A 19,105-nucleotide genomic window follows, 5' to 3' on the forward strand; every position below is an offset into this window, starting at 1 on the left:
GGGGGGGGGGGGGGGGCTATTGAATGCCTCGCAAAACACCCCGAGCATTACGGGCTACGTCTTTTCCGACTTCCTTCTCCAGGGTCGCCATGACTCTTTCCATCTGCTCTGAATCACCCACCAGATCCTGCGTAATGGTCAAATGGGAGTTGAGCTGAGCGTTGACATCCCCGATGGCTGAAAGCGTACCCACCACAACGAGTTCCCGTTCAAGGTAGCCTAAGTTGTCCCGGCTGAACAAATAGCCGAACAGATGGGCTTTCAGCGCATGGTCCATGGTGGGAGAGAAATTACCAAACAGCGGTTGTGACGCTTCTTCCATGGTTCGATCCGTTAAGTACTCCAGGGTTTCTGAACCAAGCTGGTAGTAATCCGTGCTATCGGGCAATTGGCTCGGCTCTTTACCTTGAACGTCTTCAATACCGTTCTCTCTGCGCTCCTCCAGTAGGCTTCTGAATGTCAGCATGCCGGTTAAGGCTCTCGGAAAGCCGGCATAGGCGTATTGATGCGCAAAGGCCTCTTTGATTTCGTTCACGGTCAAGCCACGTTCCAGGCCTTGAACGAGAGCTGGCTTGAGCTTCTCTGTATCTCCGATCGCAGAGAAGGCCGCAATGGGGATCAGGCTCAGTTGCTTTTCCGTGAGCGTCACCGGGGTGGGCGCTTCGGGTTGGTCGGGTGTCGTTGATTTGGGCTCGGGGAGCTCCACCTTCTCTAACCAGGTGACGCCTTGTCCGTCCGGGGATACCGGGCTGATGGCAATATGGGTCATTGAACGGTGCTCACTGGCACCATGCCAATGCTTGACGCCCGGCGGGCATATCACCACATCGCCTTCTTGCAGTGTCTGTATGGGCTTTCCCCACTCCTGGGTTCGGCCTTCACCGTCAGTCACAATCAGGTACTGACCGTGGGGATGGATATGCCAGTTGGTGATGGCTCCGGCCTCAAATGTCACCGTGGCGGGCGCGACGTCACCGGGGGAGGGCATAGTCGGAAAGCGTGAAAAATGGGCATCGCCTGAGAAGCGATTGGCGGGCGCTTGGTTGACCTCGTGATCCTGCCCTTTGACTATCGTTTGGCCTGGTTGCTCGTTGTTGGCCTGTGCACCAGCCGTGAATAACATCAAGATGAGTGCACCTTTCAGTTGCGTTCTGGTCATGTGGTTCTCCGTTGCATGCTTGAGCTTGGAATATGTTACGTGATGTCTATAAAAACACCTGGTTCGGCCCCTTGTCGGCAAGGTCAGCCTAGATAGGGGCCGCTGTGAGCGAAGCAGATGGTCGTTCCCAGGGTTTAACCCGGTTTACAATAGCTGCCTCCTATCTCAATGTTTTGTTGAAAAACTGGGTCAGTTTGTCAACGGCCTGGTTCACGTACTCCGGATTCCAGTAGGTTTCGATGTGGGTCGCTCCGTCAATGAGCATAAGCTCTCGGCTCTCTGCCTGGTCGGCTTCCTTGAAAGCGTCCTGGCTCATGTACAGCGAACCCGCCTCGCTTCCAGCGATCATCAGCAAGGGTTGATCAATCAGGTCCATATTGGTGGCTGCATCGAAGTTCATTAGCGCCAGAAGGCTGCTTTTAGTGTACCGGAAGGTGGAGTTGGGGTGGGCGTGAGTGTCACCGTAGTACTTAAAGCCTTCGCGGTACAGCGCAAACGGCAGAGCAGCAATTTGCTCGTCCGTGAGTTCTTGATCGGCCGCATAGAGAATTTCGCCACCGGCGGCTTCCTGGGCTCGCGCCTCGGAGGCCTCCTTCAGCCGTTGCTGGATGGTGTCAAGCTGGGAGTCGCGGTAGCCATTGCGCCTCACTCGGCCTGAATTAAACATGCTCAAGGTGGCAATCGACTGAAACCGTTTGTCCGTCTGGGCGGCCTTTAGGGCATAACCGCCCCCGCCACAGATACCGAGAAGGCCGATACGCTCAGAATCAGCACCCGCGTACTGGCTGATAAAGTCGGCCATGCCGTGAATGTCTTCAATGCGGTTGGCTGGCTTGTCCACGTGACGAGGCGTACCCTCGCTGGCGCCCTGATGGGCCGCATCCGCCGCAATAGTGATGTACCCCTGTTCAGCCAGGCGCTGGGCATATAAACCGGCCACTTGTTCTTTTACCCCACCATTGGGGTGAGCAATCACCACTGTGGGGTACTCATTGCCAGGATCGTAGTTCGCGGGTGTATAAAGATTCGCCGAAATGTCGATGCCGTTGAGGTCATAGGTAACCGGGTTGATATTGACTTCGCCCTCGACGTTTTCGGTGATGGCACCCTCATAGACCAATGTGAAAGGGTTGTTTCTGTAATCCGCAGCGGCAGTTTCTCCCGAGATGGCGAACGTCGTTGCGAGAACGCTCGAATGAAATAATGTCCGGAGTCGTTGGCGATTGGATTTCGTCGTTGCTTGGGTGTCTTTTGGCAAGCTCTGATCTGATGAATTTGTCGTCATCGTCAATATTCCTCATAGAGACTGTTTAATCGCCCGGCTTACCGGTTTTAACCGTTTGGCTATTTCTAATCAGTGTCGCCGTGGGGCGTTTAGGGCGAGCTTCAGTGTAGGCGTCGCTGAGACTCAAGGGATGCGAGATTTTGTCGAACGTTTGCCTGATTCTCCACGCCATGAAAACGCCTGTTTTGAGCGAGCCATTGGTCGTACCTACTCTGCTCTGAGTGACTTCGTTCTTGCCTCTGGTCTCAAGCGGGACGTCCAGCGCAGGTTCCAGCTTACCGCTTGGACACTTCCATGATTAGCCTCTATAATCAGGATGGTTTGTTGAACAGAGCTCAATAATGGCCAGAAACAGTTACAGCGAGCTGCTTGCCTTTATCCATGTGGCGAGGGAGGGCAGTTTTACCCGGGCTGCGGCGCAGATGGGCATTTCGACCTCTGCGCTCAGTCATGCCATCCGGGCCCTGGAGTCTCGTTTGGAGGTCCGTCTTCTGACTCGAACCACGCGCAGTGTGTCCACCACCGAGGCGGGGGAGCGTCTGTTTGAGCGTATAGCCCCACACTTTGAGGGGATCGATAGTGAGCTGGACGCCGTGCGGGATCAGCGCAGTCGGCCCGCTGGCACGGTTCGGATTACCACCGCCGAGCATGCCGCCAACACCCTGATTTGGCCCAAGCTGGCCAAGGTACTCCCCCAATATCCGGATATCACCGTCGAGGTCACAGTCAACTACGCTCGCACCGACATTGTTGCTGAGCGTTACGACGCGGGCGTTCGTCTCGGAGGAGAGCTGGCCAATGACATGATCGCCGTACGCATCGGCCCGGATGCCCGCATTGCCGTGGTGGGGTCTCCCGACTACTTCGCCCATCACCCGAAGCCCCGCTCACCCCAGGAACTGGCGGAGCACAACTGCATCAACCTGCGTCTGCCCACCCATGGAGGGCTGCTGCCCTGGGAGTTTGAGAAAGGTAAACGGGAACTGACCGTCAAGGTGACCGGCTCCTGGATATTCAATAGTGTCTCCCCCATTCTTCGAGCGGCGTTGGCCGGCCAGGGGTTGGCCTACCTGCCGGAGGATGTGGCCACCGAGCATTTGGCCGCTGGGCGGCTGATCAGAGTATTGGATGAGTGGTGTCAGCCCTACACCGGCTACCACCTTTATTACCCAAGCCGAAAGCCAGCATCAGGCGCCTTTGCGGTCGTTCTTGAGGCGTTGCGCGAGCCGGCTCCCGCCGATTGATGAATAAAATTCAATAAAGCATCCTGATTTTTGATCTTGTTTAGCGCTTCCCGCTCTCCTACTATCGAATGACTGAATCAATCGGCAGGAGAGATCTTATGACCTTACGACAATCCTTGTTTGGCCTATTGGCACTGCTTTTGGCATCACAGCTGAGTTTTGCCGATAGCTCCGTGAGCGAACGTGAGATCCGGGAAATTTCCGCCGCCAAGTGGCAGTGGATGGCGGATAAAGACGTTGAAAAGCTGGAAGCGCTTTTCCATGAGCAGTCCAAATTCGTGCATATGAGTGGCTCTTGGAAAAAAGAGCGGGAACTGGAAATTATTGAGTCCGGCAGTATCTGGTACAAAGACGCTGAGGTTCATGATGTGGCGGTGGAGGTGATCGGCGACACCGCCATCGCGTGGAACCGCATCACACTGGTAGCGGTGGTGCGTGGAAACGAGGTCTCCAACGAATTTACCGTGACTGAAGTGTATAAAAAGCTGGATGGTGATTGGCAAATGCTCGATCTCACTTTCAGTAGCGTGAGAGACACCCACGAGATTGAACACTAGTCCCGTTGAGCTTGGGCGCCTGATGGTGGTGGGCTTACCGGTACCGGAAGCATAGCGCAGGGCGCCGGTCGCCTGCAGGATCAGGCAAAAGGTTAGTGGCTATGGGCAAGTGGTGGGTGTTAGCAGGGAATATACTTAGCGGATCTGTACACATTTTGGCCAGTGGGTCTCCTTTATGACTGAGCAGCAGAATGTCGTTCCCTTCCAATCGGGCAAGTCGGTCGAGTCGAACAAGTCCGCCGATAAGCAAAAATCAGCGCCTGCCCCGCAGGAGCTGGGTGTACTGGCGCGCCTCATCGAACGATTCGCCCCGCACGATGGCCGCTTTGACCTGCCCGTTCCGGGGCTTCATGTCCTGCGTCAGTCCTCGCCGTCCTCCGAATTGCAGCATACGCTGAGTATGCCCGGGCTGTGCCTGGTGGCTCAGGGAACCAAGTGCGTGTACCTGGCCGACAGACGTTACGAGTACAACGAGTCCCGTATGGCGGTTTATGCGGCGGAAGTGCCGCTTGGCGTTAAATTCATTGAGGCGTCCAAGGCGGAGCCCTATCTGTGCCTGGTGGTGCATATCGATCGGAAAAAGCTCTCGGAACTGATCTTCCGAGCATACCCGAACGGCTTGCCCATGACTCGGCATAACGAAGCCATCTGCCTCGATGAAGCAAATCCCGACATTGTACGCTCGGCCATTCGCATGCTTGAGCTGATTCTCAGCCAGGACAATGCCGATCTTCTGGCTCCGTTAATGATCGACGAAATACTTATCCGGCTGCTGCGCAGTCCGGCCGGGGCGGCCATCGCGCACATCGGCCTGTCCGACTCGCACGCCTTCAAGGTGGCCGAAGCAATCACCTGGATCAAGGAACATTTCCGGGAGCCGATCAAGATCGACCACTTGGCTGAGCTTGCCAACATGAGTTCGTCATCGTTCCACCATCACTTTAAGTCGGTAACCAAGATGACGCCCCTGCAGTTTCAGAAGACTATGAGGTTACAAGAGGCCAGACAACTCTTGCTGACCCGGGCGGTGGATATCAGTACGGCCTGTCACCGGGTAGGTTATGCCAGCGTGTCCCAGTTCAGTCGTGAATACAGCCGGATGTTCGGAAGGGCGCCGAGTAAGGATATCGGCCATTACCGGGATCACTGATTCAAACCACTCGATGTACAGTTCATTGAACTTTGCAAGACCACAAACTGGGGGTCCCATGCCTACCTATAACGTTACTGTGAACAACCAGAAGTACGAAGTCGAAGCCGATCAGGACACGCCTTTGCTGTGGGTGCTGAGAGACGAATTGAACCTTTCGGGCACCAAGTTTGGCTGCGGTATCGCCCAATGTGGCGCCTGCACCGTGCACATGAACGGCAATGCCATTCGATCCTGTTCGTTCCCGGTGTCCGCAATCGGTGATGCCAAAATTACCACCATTGAAGGGCTCTCCGAGGACGGCAGCCACCCGGTTCAGCAGGCGTGGCTGGAACACGACGTGGCCCAGTGCGGCTACTGCCAGGCGGGGCAGATCATGTCGGCGGCCGCCTTACTGGCCCGTAATGCCAGTCCGGACGACGAGGCGATTGAGGAGGCCATGTCCGGTAACTTGTGCCGATGTGGAACCTATAGCCGGATCAAGACAGCCATTAAAACGGCCGCAAAGGCGTAAGGAGGTAGGGATATGAGCACTGAAACCGAAAGCGAAGCGACTGTGTTGAAAACCTCCATCGGCCGCCGGGCCTTCCTGAAGGCCAGTGCGGCCGCTGGCGGTGGTTTGTTGATCAACTTCAGCTGGCTGAGCGGCGCGGCGGCTGCCTCGGGTGAAGCCACGACCGATCAGGCCTTTGAACTGAATGCCTATCTTCGGATTGCGCCCTCGGGCGATATTACCGCCATGGTTCCCAACCCGGAGTTTGGTCAGAACCTGATGACCTCCATGCCCATGATTCTGGCGGAGGAGTTGGACGCCGACTGGGAAAAGGTCACGGCCAAACAGGCCGAGTTTGAACCCGAGGACTATCAGCGCCAGTTTACCGGGGGCAGTCAGTCTATCCGACTCGCCTGGCAGAGTTTACGCATGGCCGGCGCCAGTGCTCGACACATGTTGCGTCAGGCGGCGGCTAAGAAGTGGGATGTTCCGGTTGAAGAGGTATCAACTCAAAAAAGTGTTCTGTCGCACGCCGCCTCCGGAAAAACCAGCACTTACGGAGAGATGGCGTCCGAAGCGGCCATGATCCCGATGCCCAAGCAGGTACCCTTGAAAAACAAGAGTGCGTTTGAGTTGATCGGACAGTCCCGGAAAAACCTGGAAGGCCTGAAGATTGTGACCGGCCAACCGATGTTTGGCCTCGACTATCAGGCCGAAGGTATGCTGGTGGCGATGATCGAGCACCCTCCGGCCTTTGGGCAGACGGTTGACTCGGCAGATCTGGATGAGATCAAAAAAATGAAAGGCATTGTGGATGCCTTTGTCTTTGAGTCCATGCGACCGGACTACCAAAAGAACTATTTTGATACCACCGCCTTCCCCAGCCTTATCGCCATAGTCGGGCATAAAACCTGGCAGGTGATGAAGGCGAAAAAAGCCCTGTCGGCGAAGTGGAAGGCCATGCCTGCCCGGACCGAGACCATTGATCGTTTTGGCACTGCCATTGAGGTGAAGGTGCCCGGCGGTCTGGAGAGTACCGACGGTCACCGCAAGGCGATGGACAATGCGCTGGACGGCGAGCTGGAAGTGTTGCGCCGGGACGGAGACCCTAAAACGGCTTTCGAGCAAGCCGAAACGGTGATCGAGAGGACATACCGGGCACCGTTACTCGCGCACAACACACTGGAACCCATGAACTTTTTTGCCCATGTCTCCGACGACGAGGTTCATGTGGCGGGCCCGCTGCAAGCGCCGGCTTTTATCGAGGGCACTGTGGCCAGCCGGCTCAATGTGCCCACCGATAAGGTTCGCATTGAAATGACCCGCATGGGAGGCGGCTTTGGTCGTCGCGCGTACTCCCACTATCTGGTGGAAGCGGCCGTTATCTCGAAGCAGGTCAAGGCGCCCGTCAAACTGATCTATAGCCGCGAAGACGACATGACCATGGGGATCTATCGCCCCACCTATACCGTTCAGCTCAAAGCAGCGCTGGATGAAAATAACCAGTTGGTGGCTTATCAGGTTCGCGGTGTGGGGTTGACCGAGCATTGCGTGCATGAAAACCGCTTTCCCGCCGGGGCCGTGGATCACTACCTGGCGGAGGGCTTGGTGATTCCCTCCAATATCACCACCGGGGCGTTTCGTGCACCTCGCTCCAACTTCATGGCGCTGGCCGAGCAGGCGTTTCTGGATGAAGTGGCCGAGGCGGCCGGAGAAGATCCGATTGCGTTTCGTTTGAGCTTGCTGGAGCGGGCGAACAACAATCCGGTCGGCGAGAACAATGACTACGACCCGAGTCGCTATGCGGGCGTGTTGAAACTGGTGCGCGACCGGTCGGGTTGGAACTCCATGCCCTCGGACGTCAAGAAAGGCGTAGCAGCCTACTTCTGTCATAACTCCTACGCGGCTCAGGTGGTAACCGTCACCCAGGAGGGGGATAGCTTACCCAAAGTCGACCAGGTGCACAGCGCGGTGGATTGTGGCGTTGTGGTAAATCACGATGCGGCGGTCAACATGGTGGAGGGTGCAGTCATCGATGGCATCGGTAATGCCATGTACGGCGAGATGACGTTCACTGACGGTAAGCCGGATAAGCGTAATTTTGATCGCTACCGGATAATTCGCATGAACGAAATCCCCCGCCAGATTCATGTGAACTTTGTCGACAATGACATAGACCCCACCGGTCTGGGCGAACCACCGTTTCCGCCGGTCTTCCCAGCGCTGGCTAACGCCTTGTACCGGGCTACGGGAACAAGGCTGTATGACCAGCCGTTTATCAAAGCCCTGGAGAAAGGCTAGCGGGTTGGGATGGCGTCAGGAGGGCGCCATCCGCTCGGCCTGGACAATCTCGATCCAGTAGCCGTCCGGGTCCTTGATGAAGGCGATGTGCTTCATCTTGCCGTCTTCCGGGCGCTTTACATAGTTCACATCATTGGCATCGAACCAGGCGACGGCCTTTTCCAGGTTGGGCACGGAAAAACAGATGTGGCCAAAGCCCTGGGGCTGGCTGTTGCCGTCGTGGTACTCAAAGTCCGGGTCTTTCTCGGTGCCCCAGTTGTGGGTCAGCTCCAGAATGCCGCGCTCACTGAAGGTCCAGCGGGTGCGTTCTTGCGCGTCTTCGGGCAGGGGCTCGTCCGCATCGGGCTTGGCCAGGAAGTACAGGGAAAACTCCATCTCCTCAAAGTCCAGCCGGCGCAGTACGCGCATGCCGAGCACGTGGGAGTAAAAGGCCAGGGAGCGCTCAGGGTCTTTCACCCGCAGCATGGTGTGGTTAAAGCGAAAGCCGTCGGTTTCCTTCGGGGCCTCGTCGGCCACACCGGGGTATTTTTCTGTGTTAAAGCTCATGGGAATTCCACTGTTTGATGTTTAATGAATTGATTTACTGGCGGCCTGACTCGTCGAGTACCGAGCGCACCTTGCCTTCAAGTGAGCCCAGCCCGGCCGAGCGGCCCAGGGTCAGAGACTCGTCCAGAGGTTTGCCTTCAATCTGGTGCGCGGCAATGGCCAGCAGTGCGCCCACCCGGTTGCCTGAGGCGCAGTGCAGGAAGACCGGTTCATCATCCTCTTGCTGCAGCAGTTGGTGCAGTTTACGCGCATTGTCGGCGGTCACATCACCGGCGCCGGAAATGGGCAGTGAGACATACTCCATACCCAGTGCCTCGGCTTCCGCCTTGGGGTCAAAGGCGACCTTTTCTTCCGGTCCACGCAGGTTGATCACTTTGGTCACCCCGGCCGCTTTGAGGGCCGCCAGCTCGTCCCGCGACGGTTGGCCCCCGGTTACCAGGTTCTCGCTCGGTGTGTAAAAGTCATGGGCCTCGGCGGTGGCGGACAAGTCACCGGCGAGAGAATTGACGGCCCAGAGCAATAACAGGGCGGTAGTGGCACATCGGACGATGGAACTCATGGTGATTCACTCCTGCTTGAAATGAGGTAATTACGATAACACGGTCAAGGCGTCGTGGGCTTTTCGTTGTGGTTACGTCCACCCCTGAGTTTCTGACGGGATCCGCTCCACGACTCGGGTGACAGCGTCGATGGCGCCGGCCAGGTAGCCTGGAAACGGTTTTGACCACTCGCTGCCAATACCGGTCACGCGACCTCGCCAGGGGCCAGAGGGCGCTTCGATTTCCGGTGCCGCGACATGGGCGCCGCCGTCCCGTCGGTCAGCCGATGTAGCGGTGAGCGGGTCAAGCGCCCAGTCTTTAAGCAGTTCAGCTCGGGGCTCGGCCGCCTGTGGCCCAAACAACCGACCGAGCTGCGACCGGCAGTGGGCCTTTAACGTCGCCTCGGTCGCCGTCTGGCGCACCTGGGCCGGAACACCAAAGAAACCGAACAGCGCCGCCGCACCGCCCGGTACGGAGGCATCGTGAATTTCGTTCATGGGGCCGTGCAGGCTGCGAGCCTCACCCGATAGCCCCTGTTCCCGCCAGAACGGTGTGTCATACAGCGCGACGTACTTTGCGTGTGGTGCCATCCAGGTCGGCGTGAAGCGCCACTGCCGAGCCAGTGGCTCGGGCAACGGCGGATCAAAGGCGATGGTGCTTTCCGCCAGCCGCGGAGGCATGGCCAGCAGCACCCGCTGGACCTTTCGGGTGGTGACGGAATGGGCGATATCGACGCTATCAAGCTCAATATGATCATCGCGGTAGCGAAGGCTCTGGACCGTTTCTCCGGTCATTAACCGGGTTTTATCCAGCCGTCGGTGCAGGGCCTCCACCAGACTGGCCACGCCGCCCGCCAACCGCATGGAGGGCGGCGAGTTTACATAGCCATTGGTCCGAATGGGCGCAACATCGGGCGATCGCTCAATCACCATGGCGCCGGTTTCGAACTGCTCGAATACCTCCAGATCCATTGCCTGGATGAGTTGCATCAGTTGCGGCTGGAGCTCAGGCCAGAACCAGGATGGGCCCAGATCAAACCGATTGTGCGGGCCGGTCATATCGGGGAACGTGGGGGACTCGATACGACCGCCAAAGCGCGAGCGCGCTTCAATCAGCACATAGTCGGTAAGGCCCATCTGCTCCAGCCGGTAAGCCGCGTACAGGCCGCTCAAGCCGCCGCCGATGATCGCTATTGAGGCACTGTGCATAAACGAGCTCTTGTGTTTGATGGGCCAGGCTGTCGATGGGGCAGAGTTGATCCCTCATGCCTCGACGATTGCGATACGGCGAGGCGGGAGCCTGGGATCATTCGGTGCCTTTCCTTTGGGGGTCAACTGGCAAGCCCGAGTAGGGTATTGGCCACGACGATGCCCACCACCACCTTCAGCGGCGACAGCTTCCAGACTGAGAGCAACACAAAGCCCGCGGCGGCGATCAGAAAGTCCGAGGGCGTAAGTACGGCGCTGGTCCACACCGGCTGGTAGAGGGCGGCGGCCAGTATCCCAACCACGGCGGCGTTGGCGCCGGCCATAAGCGGGAAAGCGAAGCGCTTCCGGCGCAGTTGGTCCCAGAAGGGCAGTACGCCCAGCAGTAGCAGCATACCGGGAAGAAAGATCCCCAGCACCGCAATGCTGGCCCCGAGCAGGCCGCCGAGATTGGCATCCACCGCACCCAGGTAGGCCGAGAAGGTGAACAATGGGCCCGGAATCGCCTGGGCGGCGCCGTAACCCGAAAGGAAGGCATCGGCGCTGACCCAGCCGGTGTCCACTACCCGGGATTCGAGCAGGGGCAGCACCACATGGCCGCCACCAAAGACCAGGGCGCCGGAGCGATAGAAGGCTTCGAACAGCGCCAGCGCGTGGGCGGGCCAGAGCGCTACCGCCAGTGGTAGGCCCCCCAGTAGGGCGAAGAAGGCCACCAGAAAAACCCTACCGGCCCGGCGCGACAAAGGCAGCGCTATATGTCCAGCCTCGGGGCGTTGGAGGTTTCGGCACCACACCAACCCGGCGAGTGCCCCAAGGGTGATGGCGCCAATCTGTCCAAATGCGGTCGGGATGAAAACCACCGCCGCAATGCCGCCCAGGGCAATCAGCGCACGGGTCCGGTCCGGACAGAGGTTGCGTGCCATGCCCCAGACCGCGTGGGCCACCACCGCGACGGCCACCAGCTTGAGGCCGTCGATGGCACTCTGCCCCAGGGGGCCGCCAAAGGCATCGGCCAGGTAGGCGAAGCCGAACAGCAGAGCGGCGGAGGGCAGGGTAAAGGCGACCCAGGCGAGCAGGGCGCCGATAAACCCCCCGCGTATCATGCCCAGGGCAAAACCCACCTGGCTGCTGGCCGGGCCAGGGAGGAACTGGCACAGCGCGATCAGGTCGGCATAGCCCTGTTCGCTCAGCCACTGCCGGCGTTTGATGAGTTCTTCGCGGAAGTAGCCCAGGTGCGCGACGGGGCCGCCGAAGGAGGTCAGCCCGAGTTTGAGGAACGCCAGAAAGACCTCGAGAGCTGAGCCTCGCGGGTGGGTGGTGGGGGTGTTCGCCTGGGGCACTGCTCTCCTCCGTAGTTGGTTTTAAGCTTCGCGGGCAAACACGCCTGCCTGGCGCAGGCAGTCCGGCGTGAACAGGAACTGGACCCGGGTGCCGCCTCCGGTGCGGTTGCCGATGGTCACCTCGCCGCCGAGATTTTTGCTGCGCTCCTGCATGATCGCCATGCCGTAATGGTTCAGCTTTTCGGGGTTCTCCGGAATGCCCACCCCGTCGTCGTCGATCACCACCGACACTTTATTGTGCCGGCGCTCAATCTGGATATCGACGCGCTGGCCCTGGCTGTGGTGCAGGGCGTTCTGGGTCGCCTCGCGCACAATCTGCAGTAGGTGGATTTCTTCGTTCGGCGTTAGCGGCAGGCTTTCCAGTTGGTAATCCAGCTCGATGGTCATCTCGGTCTGGGCGCTGAGCTGCTTCACGCTGGTTTGCAGGGCGCCGAGCAGCCCGGGGCCGTCCACTTTCAGACGGAAAGTCGTCAGTAGTTCGCGTAGCTGCCGGTAGGCGGAGCTCAGCCCCTCCTGCAATTCTTTGGAGACGTCTTCCAGCGTTTGCTTGTCGTCCTTGGCCAGCGCCCGGTTCAGGCGGGTGACCTGGATTTTCAGATACGACAGTGCCTGGGCCAGGGAGTCGTGCAGCTCCCGGGCGATCACCGTGCGCTCGTGGGCCAGGGACAGTCGCCGCGCGTTGTCTTCTTCCGCCTGCAGGCTCAGTGCCATGGCGATCTGGTCTGCCACCGACTGCAGTAATTGCTGCTGCCAGGGGGTGAGGCTGCCGCTGTCGCCCATACGACACACCAGTACGCCGTAGTGTTGCTGGTCGCGGTTCATGGGGAAACTGTAGCGATAGACGGGATCCGGCAAACCGGTGCCCTGGGCATTGCTCAGCAACTCGCCGCTCAGGCAATCACCGCAGTTACGGGTCATACAGATATCGTACTCGCTGTCCTCGGGTTTGACTTGACGATAGGGATGATCGCCAGCGGAGGTAATCAGGCACAGTTCCAGATCGTCCACTTGGGCGACTTCGGCGGCACGGGTGATGATTGGCTGAAAGTCGATGCCCTCGGGCTCCTGCTCGATGATCGTCTGAGCGGTCTGGTACAGAAACTCCAGCGTCGTATTGCTGCGCTGCAGCTCCCGGGTCTGTTGGGCAATCTGGGCTTCCATTTCCCCATGGGCGTAGGCGATGGCGCGGCTCATCTGGTTGAACGACTCGGCCACTTCGCCCAGCTCATCCATATAACGCGGCGCCAGTCGGTGCTCGTAGTCGCCCTGGCTGACCCGGCGGGTGACCCCCAGCAGCTCGGCCAGGGGCTGCTCCACCCGCAGGTGAAGCCAGTACACCACCACGGCGGCCAGCGCCAGAATGGTAAACAGGGCAATCACCTGAACCAGGCGCAGCAGCGAGGCATTGGTTTCGGCGTGACGTTGCAGTTCACCGACCGTGGCGTCGATCTGCTCGACCAGGGCCTCGGTGGCGGCAATGCGCTCGTCGGCGTTCAGGTTGTTGAGTTGCGTGCGCAGCTGTCGCCACTGGGCTTCGGTGGTTTCCAGCCGCTGTTCGAGCGCCGGGCTGCGGTGACGCAACAGCTCAAAAAGGGGGTGATTCCAGGTGCTTTCCAGTTGACCGAGGACCTGTTCGCGGCGCTCGGTGCTGGCGGCGGGGCTCTCTTCCAATGCCAGCAAGTGGTAGGTGTGCATGCGCAGGGAGCCGGCCAGGTTGATGGCGTGGGCGTCACTGTCGGCCCGGTCGGATAACCAGTAGGACGCGGCCATGGTCAGGGCGGCCAGAGCGACGATGCCCGCGAGGGCGAGCTTGATACTGAGAACCAGGGATTGGGTGCGCATAGCGGTGCCGTCTGAACGGGCCGGCCGGGACTTGAGTCCCGGCCGGCGTTTGACCGATGGGATCAGCTGCTGACTTTCTCCAGGGCCTGATCGATATCGGCAATAATATCATCGATGTGCTCAATACCAATGGACAGTCGCACCAAGTCCGCCGACACACCCGCGGATTTCAGCTCTTCCTCGTTCAACTGACGGTGGGTGGTGGTGGCCGGGTGGCAGGCCAGGGATTTGGCATCGCCGATGTTCACCAGGCGCAGAATCATCTGCAGCGCGTCGATAAACTGCGCCCCCGCTTCCTTACCGCCCTTGATACCGAAGCTCAGAATACCCGAGGCGCGTCCGCCGCTGATTTTCTGGCACAGGCCATTGTAGGGGCTGTCCGGCAGGGCGGCGTAGTTCACCCAGTTGACCTTGGGGTGCTGCTTCAGGTGTTGGGCGACCTTCAATGCGTTCTCGCAGTGACGCTCCATGCGAATGCCCAACGTCTCCAAGCCCTGCATGATCAGGAAGGCGCTGTGCGGTGCCAGGGCCGAACCGGTGTTGCGCAGCGGTACCACGCGGCAGCGGCCAATGTAAGCGGCCTCGCCCAGGGCTTCGGTGTAAATCACATTGTGGTAGGAGGGGTCCGGCTCATTCAGCATCGGGAAGCGTTTTTTGTTGGCGACCCAATCGAATTTGCCCGAGTCCACAATAACGCCGCCCACAGTGGTGCCGTGGCCACCAATGTATTTGGTCAGGGAGTGGACCACGATGTCCGCGCCGAACTCGAACGGCTTGCACAGGAAGGGGGTGGCGACGGTGTTGTCCACAATCAGCGGAATACCATGGCGGTGGGCGATGTCCGCCAGTGCTTGCAGGTCCACAATATTACCGGCGGGATTGCCAATCGACTCGCAAAACAGCGCCTTGGTTTTGTCGTCGATCAGGCTTTCCATTTTCTCCAGATCATCAAAGGACGCCATGCGCACATCGATGCCCTGACGGGGGAAGCTGTGGGCAAACAGGTTGTAGGTGCCGCCGTACAACTGACTGGTGCTGACGATATTGTCGCCGGCATCGGCGATGCATTGAATGGAGTAAGTAATCGCGGCCATACCCGAGGCCAACGCCAGGGCACCGATACCCCCTTCCATCGCCGCGACCCGCGCTTCCAGTACCGCGTTGGTGGGGTTCATGATGCGCGTGTAGATGTTGCCCTGCACCTTCAGGTCGAACAGGTCGGCACCGTGTTGGGTGTCATCAAAGGTGTAGGAGGTGGTCTGATAGATGGGGGTGGTGGCCGCATGGGTGGTCGGCTCGGGCTCGTACCCGCAGTGTAGGGCCAGTGATTCCAGCTTCATGGTCGGTTCTCCAAACAGGGCGCCGGTGGCGCGGGATTGTTGTTTTAAAGGATCGGAGACTGTACCACATCCAGGAATGAAAATGACTCGCAAAAACCCCACGTCTCTTACGGGATACCACCGATGAATTGAAGGGCGCCCAAGTCGTGGTTTTGTTGTCAGTTGGAATCCATGAGGTCAACGAAATCAATGGGTTAGGGGATCGGTGCGATACCTCCAAGGGGGTAGAAGGGGGCATTTGAAGGGCGTTGGGGGCAGTGGCGGGCTCGCGGATTATTGCGCACTATGAACGGGTGAAATTGATACCGAGCGATGCCCTGAGCCGGGCATTGTCATAGCCTCTGTTCAGGAGTCCGCGAATGAGTCACCTTCTCGACAAGCTGCGCTACTTTCAGGCGCAGCGAGAACCTTTTGCCGAAGGCCACGGCGTTACCACCGATGAAGATCGCCAATGGGAGCGCGGCTATCGCCAGCGCTGGCAGCACGACAAAATTGTGCGCTCCACCCATGGTGTGAACTGCACCGGTTCCTGCAGCTGGAAAATTTACGTGAAGAACGGTCTGGTCACCTGGGAAACCCAGCAGACCGACTACCCGCGTACCCGGCCGGACCTGCCCAACCACGAACCTCGTGGCTGCCCGCGCGGTGCCAGTTACTCCTGGTATATCTACAGCGCCAACCGCCTGAAATACCCCAAGGTGCGCCAGTCCCTGATGAAGCTCTGGCGCGAAGCCCGTCAGGAGCACACCGACCCGGTGGCCGCCTGGGCGTCCATTGTTGAAGACCCGGCCAAGGCGAAAAGCTACAAATCCCGTCGCGGCCTCGGTGGCTTTGTGCGGGCGCACTGGGACGAGGTGAATGAAATCATTGCCGCCTCGAACGTCTACACCGCAAAAACCTATGGTCCGGACCGGATCACCGGCTTCTCGCCCATTCCCGCGATGTCCATGGTGTCCTACGCCTCCGGTGCCCGTTATCTGTCCCTGATCGGCGGCAACTGCCTGAGTTTTTACGACTGGTACTGCGATCTGCCTCCCGCCTCACCACAGGTCTGGGGCGAGCAGACCGACGTGCCGGAATCCGCCGACTGGTACAACTCCTCCTACATCATCTGCTGGGGTTCCAACGTGCCCCAGACCCGCACCCCGGATGCCCACTTCCTGACCGAAGTACGCTACAAGGGCACCAAGGTCATCAGCATCACGCCGGACTACTCCGAAGTTGCCAAACTGACCGATCAGTGGTTGGCACCGCGCCAGGGGACCGATGCGGCCCTGGCCATGGCGTTCGGTCACGTGATCCTGAAAGAGTTCTACGTCGACTCCCAGAGTGAGTACTTCACAAATTATGTGAAGCGCTATACCGATATGCCCAACCTGGTCATCCTGGATGACGAAGGCGGTCGTCTGCAGCAGGGTCGCTTTCTGCGCGCGGCGGATCTGGTGGATAACTTGGGCGAGGAAGCCAACCCGGACTGGAAAACCATTGCCATTAACAGCGACGACCAGCGTCTGGTCAGCCCCAATGGCTCCATCGGTTACCGCTGGGGTCGCCCGGAGGGCCAAGCCGGCCGGTGGAACCTGGAGAACCGCGATGGCAAAACCGGCGAAGAAGTGGATCTGCAGCTGTCCCTGAAAGGCAACAGCGATGAAGTGGCCGAAGTCGCGTTCCCCTACTTTGGTTGTAAAGAGCACGACTACGGTTATTTCCAGCACACCGAACACGCCGAAGTGCAGATGCGCAAGGTGCCGGCCAAACGCGTCAAGCTGGCCGATGGCCGCGAGGTGTTGGTCGCTACCGTGTACGACCTCACTCTGGCCAACTATGGCGTGGACAATGGTCTGGACGATCCCAACTGCGCCCAGAGTTTTGATGACGACAAGCCCTACACGCCCAAGTGGCAGGAGCGCGTGACCGGGGTCAAACCCGAGCATGTGATCCGCGTTGCCCGGGAGTTTGCCCGCACCGCCGATAAAACCCACGGCCGCTCCATGATCATTGTGGGCGCCGGTATGAACCACTGGTTCAACATGGACATGAACTACCGCGGCCTGATCAACATGTTGATGATGTGTGGCTGCATCGGTCAGAGCGGCGGCGGCTGGGCGCACTATGTGGGTCAGGAAAAGCTGCGCCCGCAGACGGGCTGGCAGCCCCTGGCCTTTGGTCTGGACTGGCAGCGTCCGCCCCGGCAGATGAACGGTACCTCATTCTTCTACGCGCATTCCGATCAGTGGCGCTACGAAAAACTGAACATGAGCGACCTGGTTTCGCCCTTGGCGAACAAGGACAAATGGCAGTCCAGTATTCTGGATTACAACACCCGCGCCGAGCGCATGGGCTGGTTGCCGTCCGCGCCGCAGTTGGCGACCAACCCGCTGAAACTGGCCGAAGCCGCCAAGGCGGCCGGTAAAGACGTCAAAGATTATGTGCGCGATCAGTTGGTCAGTGGCGAGCTGAAGTTCGCCTGCGAAGATCCGGACAGCCCCCAGAACTACCCGCGCAATATGTTCATCTGGCGTTCCAACCTGCTGGGCTCCAGCGGCAAGGGCCACGAATACATGCTGCGCCACCTGCTGGGTACCAAGCACGGCCTGATGAACAAAGACCTGGGCGAAACCGGCGAGGCCAAGCCCGAGGACGTCACCTGGCGCGATGAGGCGCCGGAGGGCAAGGTGGACCTGTGGGTGACGCTGGATTTCCGTATGTCCACCACTTGCCTGTATTCCGACATCGTTCTGCCGACCGCGACCTGGTACGAAAAGGACGATATGAACACCTCGGATATGCACCCCTTTATCCACCCGCTGACCGAAGCGGTGGACCCGGTGTGGGAATCGCGCAGCGACTGGGACATTTTCAAAGGCATCGCCAAAAAATTCTCCGCGTTGAGCAACGGCCATCTGGGGGTGGAGCAGGATGTGGTGACCACACCCATCATGCACGACTCCCCGGGAGAAATGGCGCAGCCCTACGGCGTCAAAGCCTGGTGGAAAGGCGAGTGCGATGCGGTACCCGGCGTGACCATGCCCAACATCAACGTAGTGGAGCGGGACTACCCCAACACCTATCACCGCTTCACCTCGCTCGGTCCCTTGATGGACAAGCTGGGCAATGGCGGCAAGGGCATCAACTGGGATACCAAAGAGGAAGTTGAATTCCTCGGCAAACTCAACCGCGTGCATCATGAAGAGGGCGCCAACCAGGGCCGCCCGCGGATCGAGTCCGCCATTGATGCCTGTGAAGTGATCCTGTCCCTTGCGCCGGAAACCAACGGCCATGTGGCGGTAAAAGCCTGGGACGCCCTCGGCAAAATTACCGGTCGGGATCACAAGCACCTGGCGTTGCCCAAAGAGGAAGAGAAAATTCGCTTCCGCGACATTGTCGCCCAGCCGCGCAAGATCATTTCCTCACCCACCTGGTCGGGTCTGGAAGACGAGCACGTGTCCTACAACGCAGGCTACACCAACGTGCATGAGCTGATCCCTTGGCGCACCATCACCGGTCGTCAGCAGTTCTATCAGGATCACGAGTGGATGCTCGACTTCGGTGAGCAACACTGCCTGTACAAGCCGCCGGTAAACCTGAAAACCGTCGAGCCGATTCTCAATCAGCGCAGCAATGGCAACAAAGAGCTGGTGCTCAACTGGATCACCCCGCACCAAAAATGGGGCATCCACAGCACCTACTCGGACAACCTGCTGATGCAGACCCTCTCGCGCGGTGGCCCGATCGTGTGGCTGAGCGAGAAGGACGCGAAGGAAGCGGGCATTGAGGATAACGACTGGATCGACGTGTTCAACGTCAACGGCGCTATCGCCTGTCGTGCGGTCGTCTCCCAGCGGGTGCCCGAGGGCATGAGCATGATGTATCACGCCCAGGAGCGGATCATCAACACGCCAGGATCGAACCTGACCAAAACCCGCGGCGGGATTCACAACTCTGTGACCCGTGCGGTGATGAAACCCACCCATATGATCGGTGGCTACGCCCAACAGGCCTACGGCTTCAACTATTACGGCACCGTAGGCTGCAACCGCGACGAATTCGTCATTGTCCGCAAGATGGACAAAGTCGACTGGCTGGACACTGAGTGAGGTAGTG

The 19,105-nt window shown here is 59.1% G+C and carries 14 protein-coding genes; 6 read left to right on the plus strand and 8 right to left on the minus strand.

The window, feature by feature from the left end; genetic code table 11:
* Positions 1 to 16: 16 nt before the first annotated feature.
* Positions 17 to 1,159: a carboxymuconolactone decarboxylase family protein gene (locus B3187_RS14975; RefSeq protein WP_286807272.1), complete on the minus strand. Its 1,143-nt coding sequence runs from the start codon at positions 1,157 to 1,159 to the stop codon at positions 17 to 19.
* 160 nt (positions 1,160 to 1,319) lie between these two features.
* Positions 1,320 to 2,444, minus strand: coding sequence for an alpha/beta hydrolase (locus B3187_RS14980; RefSeq protein WP_286807273.1), 1,125 nt, complete (start codon positions 2,442 to 2,444; stop codon positions 1,320 to 1,322).
* A 341-nt stretch (positions 2,445 to 2,785) separates the two neighbouring features.
* Here B3187_RS14980 and B3187_RS14985 point away from each other — a divergent pair, with 341 nt between their 5' ends.
* The 5 genes from B3187_RS14985 to B3187_RS15005 all read left to right on the plus strand — a co-directional run bounded on the left by B3187_RS14985 (position 2,786) and on the right by B3187_RS15005 (position 8,189).
* Positions 2,786 to 3,688 (plus strand): LysR family transcriptional regulator, encoded by a 903-nt coding sequence (locus B3187_RS14985; RefSeq protein WP_286807274.1) that lies wholly within the window; start codon positions 2,786 to 2,788, stop codon positions 3,686 to 3,688.
* A 98-nt stretch (positions 3,689 to 3,786) separates the two neighbouring features.
* A complete protein-coding gene (locus tag B3187_RS14990; RefSeq protein WP_123638246.1) occupies positions 3,787 to 4,245 on the plus strand; it encodes a nuclear transport factor 2 family protein in 459 nt (152 codons plus the stop codon).
* Between the two features lie 175 nt (positions 4,246 to 4,420).
* A complete protein-coding gene (locus B3187_RS14995) occupies positions 4,421 to 5,395 on the plus strand; it encodes an AraC family transcriptional regulator (protein WP_286807275.1) in 975 nt (324 codons plus the stop codon).
* Between the two features lie 58 nt (positions 5,396 to 5,453).
* A complete protein-coding gene (locus B3187_RS15000) occupies positions 5,454 to 5,909 on the plus strand; it encodes a (2Fe-2S)-binding protein (protein ID WP_024461204.1) in 456 nt (151 codons plus the stop codon).
* 12 nt (positions 5,910 to 5,921) lie between these two features.
* Positions 5,922 to 8,189, plus strand: a complete 2,268-nt coding sequence (locus tag B3187_RS15005; protein WP_286807276.1) for a xanthine dehydrogenase family protein molybdopterin-binding subunit — start codon at positions 5,922 to 5,924, stop codon at positions 8,187 to 8,189.
* A gap of 15 nt (positions 8,190 to 8,204) precedes the next feature.
* Here B3187_RS15005 and gloA read toward each other — a convergent pair whose 3' ends face one another.
* From gloA to B3187_RS15035, 6 genes are all read right to left on the minus strand, one after another.
* The gene (gene gloA, locus B3187_RS15010) at positions 8,205 to 8,735 is read right to left on the minus strand and encodes a lactoylglutathione lyase (protein WP_286807277.1); all 531 of its coding nucleotides are present in this window, start codon (positions 8,733 to 8,735) and stop codon (positions 8,205 to 8,207) included.
* A gap of 34 nt (positions 8,736 to 8,769) precedes the next feature.
* Positions 8,770 to 9,294 (minus strand): protein tyrosine phosphatase family protein, encoded by a 525-nt coding sequence (locus B3187_RS15015; RefSeq protein WP_286807278.1) that lies wholly within the window; start codon positions 9,292 to 9,294, stop codon positions 8,770 to 8,772.
* A 72-nt stretch (positions 9,295 to 9,366) separates the two neighbouring features.
* Positions 9,367 to 10,482 carry a flavin monoamine oxidase family protein gene (locus tag B3187_RS15020; RefSeq protein WP_286807279.1) on the minus strand — a complete coding sequence of 372 codons (1,116 nt, stop codon included), beginning with the start codon at positions 10,480 to 10,482 and terminating at the stop codon, positions 9,367 to 9,369.
* A gap of 122 nt (positions 10,483 to 10,604) precedes the next feature.
* Positions 10,605 to 11,819 carry a chromate efflux transporter gene (chrA, locus tag B3187_RS15025; protein WP_286807280.1) on the minus strand — a complete coding sequence of 405 codons (1,215 nt, stop codon included), beginning with the start codon at positions 11,817 to 11,819 and terminating at the stop codon, positions 10,605 to 10,607.
* Positions 11,820 to 11,840: 21 nt separating this feature from the next.
* Positions 11,841 to 13,661 carry an ATP-binding protein gene (locus tag B3187_RS15030; protein ID WP_286807281.1) on the minus strand — a complete coding sequence of 607 codons (1,821 nt, stop codon included), beginning with the start codon at positions 13,659 to 13,661 and terminating at the stop codon, positions 11,841 to 11,843.
* 62 nt (positions 13,662 to 13,723) lie between these two features.
* A complete protein-coding gene (locus tag B3187_RS15035) occupies positions 13,724 to 15,001 on the minus strand; it encodes an O-acetylhomoserine aminocarboxypropyltransferase/cysteine synthase family protein (protein WP_024461197.1) in 1,278 nt (425 codons plus the stop codon).
* Between the two features lie 359 nt (positions 15,002 to 15,360).
* Here B3187_RS15035 and B3187_RS15040 point away from each other — a divergent pair, with 359 nt between their 5' ends.
* Entirely contained in the window at positions 15,361 to 19,098 is a 3,738-nt protein-coding gene (locus B3187_RS15040; RefSeq protein ID WP_286807282.1) for a nitrate reductase subunit alpha, read from the plus strand.
* Positions 19,099 to 19,105 lie beyond the last annotated feature (7 nt).

Origin of the sequence: Marinimicrobium sp. UBA4209, assembly GCF_002381585.1 — a bacterium.
In the GTDB taxonomy this organism is placed as follows: Bacteria; Pseudomonadota; Gammaproteobacteria; order Pseudomonadales; family Cellvibrionaceae; genus Marinimicrobium; species Marinimicrobium koreense.

Bases quoted from the DNA above. Each gene is read 5' to 3' on its own strand.
- B3187_RS14975 (WP_286807272.1), bottom strand. From the start codon at position 1,159: ATGACCAGAACGCAACTGAAAGGTGCACTCATCTTGATGTTATTCACG.
- B3187_RS14980 (WP_286807273.1), bottom strand. From the start codon at position 2,444: ATGACGACAAATTCATCAGATCAGAGCTTGCCAAAAGACACCCAAGCA.
- B3187_RS14985 (WP_286807274.1), top strand. From the start codon at position 2,786: ATGGCCAGAAACAGTTACAGCGAGCTGCTTGCCTTTATCCATGTGGCG.
- B3187_RS14990 (WP_123638246.1), top strand. From the start codon at position 3,787: ATGACCTTACGACAATCCTTGTTTGGCCTATTGGCACTGCTTTTGGCA.
- B3187_RS14995 (WP_286807275.1), top strand. From the start codon at position 4,421: ATGACTGAGCAGCAGAATGTCGTTCCCTTCCAATCGGGCAAGTCGGTC.
- B3187_RS15000 (WP_024461204.1), top strand. From the start codon at position 5,454: ATGCCTACCTATAACGTTACTGTGAACAACCAGAAGTACGAAGTCGAA.
- B3187_RS15005 (WP_286807276.1), top strand. From the start codon at position 5,922: ATGAGCACTGAAACCGAAAGCGAAGCGACTGTGTTGAAAACCTCCATC.
- gloA (WP_286807277.1), bottom strand. From the start codon at position 8,735: ATGAGCTTTAACACAGAAAAATACCCCGGTGTGGCCGACGAGGCCCCG.
- B3187_RS15015 (WP_286807278.1), bottom strand. From the start codon at position 9,294: ATGAGTTCCATCGTCCGATGTGCCACTACCGCCCTGTTATTGCTCTGG.
- B3187_RS15020 (WP_286807279.1), bottom strand. From the start codon at position 10,482: ATGCACAGTGCCTCAATAGCGATCATCGGCGGCGGCTTGAGCGGCCTG.
- B3187_RS15030 (WP_286807281.1), bottom strand. From the start codon at position 13,661: ATGCGCACCCAATCCCTGGTTCTCAGTATCAAGCTCGCCCTCGCGGGC.
- B3187_RS15035 (WP_024461197.1), bottom strand. From the start codon at position 15,001: ATGAAGCTGGAATCACTGGCCCTACACTGCGGGTACGAGCCCGAGCCG.
- B3187_RS15040 (WP_286807282.1), top strand. From the start codon at position 15,361: ATGAGTCACCTTCTCGACAAGCTGCGCTACTTTCAGGCGCAGCGAGAA.